This window comes from Kitasatospora sp. NPDC057198, from assembly GCF_042670125.1.
In the GTDB taxonomy this organism is placed as follows: domain Bacteria; phylum Actinomycetota; class Actinomycetes; order Streptomycetales; family Streptomycetaceae; genus Kitasatospora.
Genome location: NZ_JBHUWH010000452.1, coordinates 1 through 6178, shown reverse-complemented (window position 1 = coordinate 6178; position 6178 = coordinate 1). Strand labels below are relative to the sequence as shown.

6 protein-coding genes and 2 pseudogenes are annotated in these 6178 nt (G+C 68.5%); 3 read left to right on the top strand and 5 right to left on the bottom strand.

The features are described 5' to 3' along the window. Window positions 1-44: 44 nt before the first annotated feature. Window positions 45-404, bottom strand: coding sequence for a hypothetical protein (locus ACFUEL_RS32860; protein WP_380240751.1), 360 nt, complete (start codon window positions 402-404; stop codon window positions 45-47). A 377-nt stretch (window positions 405-781) separates the two neighbouring features. On the opposite strand from ACFUEL_RS32860, the pseudogene ACFUEL_RS32855 reads away from it, so the two are divergent. Beyond that, window positions 782-1095 (top strand): annotated as a pseudogene (locus tag ACFUEL_RS32855) (helix-turn-helix domain-containing protein); the annotation flags it as partial. 430 nt (window positions 1096-1525) lie between these two features. Here the strand turns inward: ACFUEL_RS32855 and ACFUEL_RS32850 are convergent. Further along, window positions 1526-1948 (bottom strand): hypothetical protein, encoded by a 423-nt coding sequence (locus ACFUEL_RS32850; RefSeq protein WP_380240749.1) that lies wholly within the window; start codon window positions 1946-1948, stop codon window positions 1526-1528. Between the two features lie 204 nt (window positions 1949-2152). On the opposite strand from ACFUEL_RS32850, the gene ACFUEL_RS32845 reads away from it, so the two are divergent. Continuing rightward, complete coding sequence (locus tag ACFUEL_RS32845) at window positions 2153-3418, top strand: IS701 family transposase (RefSeq protein WP_380240753.1); 1266 nt, start codon at window positions 2153-2155, stop codon at window positions 3416-3418. A 237-nt stretch (window positions 3419-3655) separates the two neighbouring features. On the opposite strand, the gene ACFUEL_RS32840 is transcribed toward ACFUEL_RS32845, so the two are convergent. From ACFUEL_RS32840 to ACFUEL_RS32830, 3 genes are all read right to left on the bottom strand, one after another. Next, entirely contained in the window at window positions 3656-3958 is a 303-nt protein-coding gene (locus ACFUEL_RS32840; RefSeq protein ID WP_380240747.1) for a hypothetical protein, read from the bottom strand. A 463-nt stretch (window positions 3959-4421) separates the two neighbouring features. After that, a complete protein-coding gene (locus tag ACFUEL_RS32835) occupies window positions 4422-4952 on the bottom strand; it encodes a hypothetical protein (RefSeq protein WP_380240745.1) in 531 nt (176 codons plus the stop codon). A gap of 219 nt (window positions 4953-5171) precedes the next feature. Next, window positions 5172-5465, bottom strand: a complete 294-nt coding sequence (locus ACFUEL_RS32830) for a DUF1330 domain-containing protein (protein ID WP_380240743.1) — start codon at window positions 5463-5465, stop codon at window positions 5172-5174. A gap of 120 nt (window positions 5466-5585) precedes the next feature. On the opposite strand from ACFUEL_RS32830, the pseudogene ACFUEL_RS32825 reads away from it, so the two are divergent. Continuing rightward, a pseudogene (locus ACFUEL_RS32825) lies at window positions 5586-6178 on the top strand (IS5 family transposase); the annotation flags it as partial.

Genomic DNA, 6178 nt, shown 5'->3' with positions numbered 1-6178 from the left:
CGCCACTGCTGTTCCGGTGGCGCGGCCCCTCGGTCGGGCCGGTGTCAGGCGACGTACCCGGTCTGCGCGATGACGCCGCCCCAGGCGTTCTCCAACTGCAGCTTGCAGCCCTTGCCGTGGCCCACGTTGAAGAAGTAGCTGTACTCCTTGCCGGCCTGCGCGTCGAAGAGCCCCTGGTCGTAGTAGTGGGTGTTGTCGCGGCACAGCAGGTGGAACCGGACGCCCGGCCGGGTGGTGGACCCCGGGGCGTAGTAGGCGTCGTAGCCGCCGTCGCGGCTGGTGATGACGAGCCCGGCGCCGTTGGAGCTGGTCTCGGCACTGGCGGTGCCCGCGACGGCGACCATTCCGCCGGCCAGAATGGCGGTGGAAGCGGCAACGGCGGCCGCGCGCTTGATGATGCTCATGTCTTTCCCCTCCGTGGAGCCGGAATTGGTCCGGCAACGAACAGAACATAGGCGATCGACGGAATTCCGAGGAGGGCCGTCCGCACTGGTGATCGACATCAGGCCGCTACCCGCCGTGAAGATCAGCGGTGTACGAATTGGCCCGAACCGGTCAAGTGGCGGCCGGGTCCGGAGTGCCGCCTGGGGCGGAAGTGACACACCGTCAGACGGCCGTCGGACGGCCGGTGGTGTCGATTGGCCGAAACCGGACGGCCATCGGGAACCGGTCCCGCCGCAGTGGGACGCCTGGTGCTCTGACCGCACAGGTTCGCCGGGTCGGCGTGGGCGGGTCCGGGGCCGGTCGGACGTCGCGAGACGTTCGGCTCGGGAGGGGCGCGATGGCAGAACCGGTCAGGGTCCGCAGGCTCACGGACCAGGAGGGGCAGCGGTTGCAGAGGGGTCACAGAGGATCGTGCGTCGGGGCAGTGCCAGCTCGGTGCGGTATCGGCGGGCGATGATGGTGCCGGCCTCGGCCGGCGGCAACCGGGTCCCGGTGATTGCCCGGCCGGTGCAGGCCGACGAGGGCACGGTGCGGGACGTGATCCACCGGTTCGACGAGACCGGCCCGGCCTGCCTGGACCCTTGGTGGGCGGGAGGCCGTCCCCGCCTGCTCAGCACTGACGACGAGAACTTCGTCGTCCGGACGGCCACCCAGTCGTCGCCGCCGTCCAGGCCGCGCTCGACCCAGCCGACCTGGTAGCCCTCGCCGAGGGCGTTCAGGACGTCGGGTTGCACCGTCCACTCGGCCGGCTGCCAGTTGTAGCCGAAGGTCCGCTCCTCGAGCGGGATGCTGACGTCCATGTCCCGGGGCAGGCCGCGCAGCCGCGGGTCGCGCGGCACGCTCACCGTCGCGGCCGGCGCCTGCGCCCCTGTCGCGGGCGCGGCCGACGAGGCGGTGGCCGGGGCGTGCGCTGCGTGGGCGTGGGAGTCCTGCTGGGCCAAGCGCTGGTTGACCAGCGAGCGCAGGCGCTGGTTGACCTGGGCGGGGCCGCCTGGTCGGCAATCGAGGCTAATACTCCGGCTGTAGATCGTGATCACGTCACGGGGTCGCGGCGCGGGTTACCCGTCACGTGATTGTTGGGTCAGCGGATCACGCCCGAGAGGTTCAGTCGCTCCATGCGGTCCAAGCACTTCCCGATCTCGGTGACCAGATCCTCGGCGCTCAAGGGGAACTCCTCGGGCCCGGTGGACAGCAGTTCCGCGACGTTCCCGCCGTCATCTTCGACGGAGACCGCAGCCAGCATGTCCGTGCCGGTGGCGCTGAAGCTGATGGACAGTTGGACGACCACCGTCAGGTCGCTCGCCAGCTCGATCAACTGGCCATCGGTGTAGGAAGCCTCATCCGGCCGGTCCGAGTACTGCCAGGCCGGACCCAGCGACTCGCGTCTGCGTACCAAGCCGACCAGAGCGTCCTCCTCCCAGGTGCGCGCCAGTCTCTTCAGCCCGAAGTGGGCCTGTCGAAGCGCTACTGCCAGCGCAACGGCGGCCTGCCCGGTGTCATGCATCAAGTCCGCTCCCCGCCCGTCACCGTTGGCGAGTTTTCCGCCCGCCCGTGCCCACATGGATCCTTCTGCTTCTCCAGGCCGGCCCGGCCGGGACGGAGACGGCCACCATTGATCATCGTCAGTTGTGTGGACAAACGAAGATCAGCGGTGGCCGTGGGCAACAGCGTAGACCCTGCCCGGTGGCAGCCGATATTCGAGGGCCTGATGGCGCTGGTGGCGGGCCGGTTCGCCCGCGTGGAACCACGCCGCCGGGCGCGAGCGTTCGTCCTGGGCCTGCTCGCGGACCTGCCGAGGAAGAACTGCTGGACGATCGCCGAGCATGCCGGTGACGCGAGTCCGGCAGGCATGCAGCACCTACTCAGCCGCGCTTCCTGGGACGCGGACCAAGTCCGTGACGACCTGCGAGGCTTCGTGGTCGACAACCTCGGTGACGAGAACGCGATCCTGGTCGTGGACGAGACGGGCGATCTGAAGAAGGGCACCAGGACGGTCGGCGTGCAACGCCAGTACACCGGCACCGCGGGCCGAATCGAGAACTCCCAGGTGGCCGTCTACCTCGTCTACGCGGCAGAGGCCGTGCACGCCGCCATTGACCGGCGCCTCTACATCCCGCGCTCGTGGACGCAGGACCCCGACCGGTGCCGCGTGGTCGGTATCCCCGACGACCTGAGGTTCGCCACCAAACCTGCTCTCGCCACCGAGATGATCACCCAGGCCCTGGACGCCGGGGTCCCGGCCATCTGGGTCACCGGCGACGAGGTCTACGGCGGCGACCCACATCTGAGCGCCGAGCTGGGGTGGCGTCAGATCGGCTACGTCCTCGCCGTCTCGCGGAAGCGGCCGATTGCCACCGGCGCGGGCATCTTCCGAGCCGGTGTTCTGGCCTGTGGCCTGCCGAAACAGGCATGGCAGCGGCTGTCGGCGGGAGCCGGGGCCAAAGGGCACCGCTTCTACGACTGGGCCCAAGTCGACATGGCCGGTTCGCAGGAAAGCCCCGGCCACCGGTGGTTGCTCGTCCGGCGCAACCGCCGCACTGGTGAACTCGCTTTCTACCGCTGCTACTCGCCCCGCCCGGTCCCGCTGAGCACCTTGGTCATGGTGGCGGGACGGCGCTGGACGGTGGAAGAGACCTTCCAGGCTGCCAAGGGTCTGGCCGGCCTGGACGAGCACCAGGTTCGCCGTTGGATCTCCTGGCACCGCTGGACCACCCTGGCGATGCTCGCGCACGCCTTCCTCGCAATCACTGCGGCCATCGAACGTGCCGCGAACGTCGCGGCGGCCGAACTCGTCCCGCTGACCTGCAACGAGATCCAACGGCTGTTCGCGGCTCTGTTCGTCCGGCCACACCGCGACCTCGCTCACCGACTGCACTGGTCCGCATGGCGGCGCCGACACCAAGCACGAGCCCGCACCGGTCACCACCAACGACAATCAACCCATGAAGATCACGATCTACAGCTGGAGTACTAAAGGGTTCCAGCGGAAGCTTCCCGGGGGTTCTGGGTCAATTTCCGCGAATTCCCCGCACCTTGTAGATGATCAGACCTGCTGCTATCACTCCTCCAACGATCATAGCTGCCACTCGGAGGGTAGGGTTGGAACTTCCTGCGATGATGCTTACTGCCACGGCAGCCACCAAGGCTATTACGACGATGGGCACGTAGCGCCTGGCCGCGTTGCTCTGATTCATTTTCCTCCTTCGCGTCGTCAGCAATTCTCCGAGAACCCGCAGGCCACCGACCACACCAGTGCCGTTTGTGCCGCCGCCGGGCCGACAGCGCCCAACAGAGTCAGCGAAGCTCCCCCGGTCGGGATTGCCGCGACCAGGCCGACTCCGGACAGGACGGTGTTTATCGTGTCCCCGATCGACCAAAGGCCGTTGGGGTCGGTGTGGTTGACGGGGTCGCCGCCGGTGTAGGCGTTGACCTGCTGGCCGGTGTTGTCGACCACGGTGGTCATCGAGTCCTGGGCGTCGGTGAGGTAGTGGTGGGCGGCGCCGTTGCGGGTCATACCGGTGAGGGTGCCCGAGGGGGCGACGATTCAAGGCCGTGGTCCCACACCACTCCGAGCGTTTCTCGCTTCATGTGGAACCGTCCGAACCCGTCGCTGTTTCCGGGCCTACTTCCCGCACCCGCCACAGAGGTGACGGCTTTCGATCCGAGCGAATCCGCTGTCACCCTTGCGGGGAAATTGGCGCCGCCCCGCAAGGGTGACAGAGACGGGCCGCGGCGATGGCGTGATGTCATTCACTTACCGCTTCGAGCGGACCGGGCTACCGCCGGAGCGATCAATCCCAGTATCAGACCAGCCACCCCGAACACGATCGCTCCCTGCCAGATGGCGCTGTGGAAGACACCCGTAGCGGCAGCTATGGCGCCGATGATGGACAGGAAGACGGTGTAGCACAGGACCGTTCGGATTCTCACTCCCCTGCGGAGCTTTTCGTCATCCACGTGATTTCCTCTGCATTTCTTTAGAAGAGGACACCGATCGCGCCGCTGGTGATGCCTCCGATGAGGCCGCCGCGGGCACCGTTCGCCACTTCATCCTGGCTGCCTCCCGCCAACAGGGAGCCAGTGGCTCCTCCAAGCGTTCCCCACAGTCCGCCAGCAACGGCAGCTGCTCCCAGGCACGCGACACCGGCGGTGGCGCCGCATGCGGTGAACACTCCGACCGCGGCCGCCCCTCCGACTACCGTTCCCACCACGCCGCCCGCGATGTCGGCGAAGCTGAACGTGCCGTTGGGGTCGGTGTGGTTGACGGGGTCGCCGCCGGTGTAGCGCCAGGGCTGGGGGACGGTTTCGGTGGTGGTGCGGGCGGTGCGGTAGGGGGTGTAGGTGTAGGCGTCGACCTGCTGGCCGGCGTTGTCGACCACGGTGGTCACCGAGCCCTGGGCGTCGGTGAAGTAGGGGTAGGCGGCGCCGTTGCGGGTCATACCGGTGAGGGTGCCCGAGGGTTCGCGGATCATGCTGCTGGTGGTGGCGCCGGTCTGAAGGGCCGTCACCTCGAGGGCGGTGTTGGCGAAGGCGGTGGTGCCCAGGTAGGTGCGTTCGGCGCTGTCGGTACCCGCGAGGTGGCCGTCGTCCTGGGCGAGCGGTCCGGCCCGGTTCCGGTGGGGGTGGTGCGGGAGGTGGTCGCTGCCGACGACGTCCTCGACGTTGCGGTGGAAGGTGTGCGGGCGTGTTGTGGGTGACGGGTGTTCAGCGCTGGTTGGGCCTACCGGTCAGTCGATGCCTTCGATGATGCGGAAGTCGCGTTCGAAGCCGTCGGGGAGGGCCGCCAGCGCTTCCCGGTACGCCTGGCTCTCGTATGCCGCGACGGCCTGTTCGAAGGTGTCGAACTCGATCAGGACGACGCGTTGCGTGATTCCGGCCTCGTGGGCGACGACTCGGCCGTCACGGGACAGCAGGCGCCCGCCCGCGGCCCGGACGGCCGGGCCGGCCAGCTCGTTGTAGGCGGTCAGCCTCTCGGGGGCGGAGATGGCGGGGTAGACACTGACCCAGTAGCCCTTGGCCATGGAAGTCTCCTGTGTTCGGCCGGACGCGTTCGTCCTCGGATCGACGCTCGGATCGACCGGTCTCGGCGACGGATACTGCCTGTTGTTCAGCAGGCTAGGCCGTTTCTCATAATTGATCTTGTGGTGGGTCGTGGAGAGACAACGGATGCTGCGTGGGCTGGGATTGAGCCGTTGCTGCCGCAGCGGGACGGTGCCGGGTGCCCCGTGGCGTGATCTGCCCGAACGCTACGGTCCGTGGCAGACCGTCTACCGGCGCTTCGTCCGGTGGGAGAAGGACGGGACCTGGGCCGCGCTCCTGCGGGAGGTCCAGGTCCGCAGCGACGCGGTGGGGGCCGTGCGGTGGACGGTGTCGATCGACTCCACGGCCGCGCGGGCCCACCGGCACGCGGCCGGGGCGCGCAGAAAGGGGATCGGCCCGAGGATGAATCGGATGATTCGGCAGCAGTTGCGTGCCGTGAGGCGCTCGGCAGGTTCCGGGGCGGACTGACGACCAAGATCCACCTGGGAGTCGACGGCCGGGGCCTGCCGCTGTCGATCGTGCTGAGCACGGGCAACACGGCCGACTGCACGATGCCGCCCGCGGTCCTCGACGGCATCCGTGTCCCGCGTGTCGGGGCCGGGCGGCCGAGGACCAGGCCCGAGCGGGTCGTGGCCGACAAGGCGTACTCCTCCCGCAAGATCCGCCGCCTGCTGCGGCGCCGACGGATCAGGGC

What these genes read in the sequence shown, in the direction of transcription:
- ACFUEL_RS32860 (WP_380240751.1), bottom strand. Translation starts at nt 404, where the DNA reads ATGAGCATCATCAAGCGCGCGGCCGCCGTTGCCGCTTCCACCGCCATT.
- ACFUEL_RS32850 (WP_380240749.1), bottom strand. Translation starts at nt 1,948, where the DNA reads ATGCATGACACCGGGCAGGCCGCCGTTGCGCTGGCAGTAGCGCTTCGA.
- ACFUEL_RS32845 (WP_380240753.1), top strand. Translation starts at nt 2,153, where the DNA reads ATGGCGCTGGTGGCGGGCCGGTTCGCCCGCGTGGAACCACGCCGCCGG.
- ACFUEL_RS32840 (WP_380240747.1), bottom strand. Translation starts at nt 3,958, where the DNA reads ATGACCCGCAACGGCGCCGCCCACCACTACCTCACCGACGCCCAGGAC.
- ACFUEL_RS32830 (WP_380240743.1), bottom strand. Translation starts at nt 5,465, where the DNA reads ATGGCCAAGGGCTACTGGGTCAGTGTCTACCCCGCCATCTCCGCCCCC.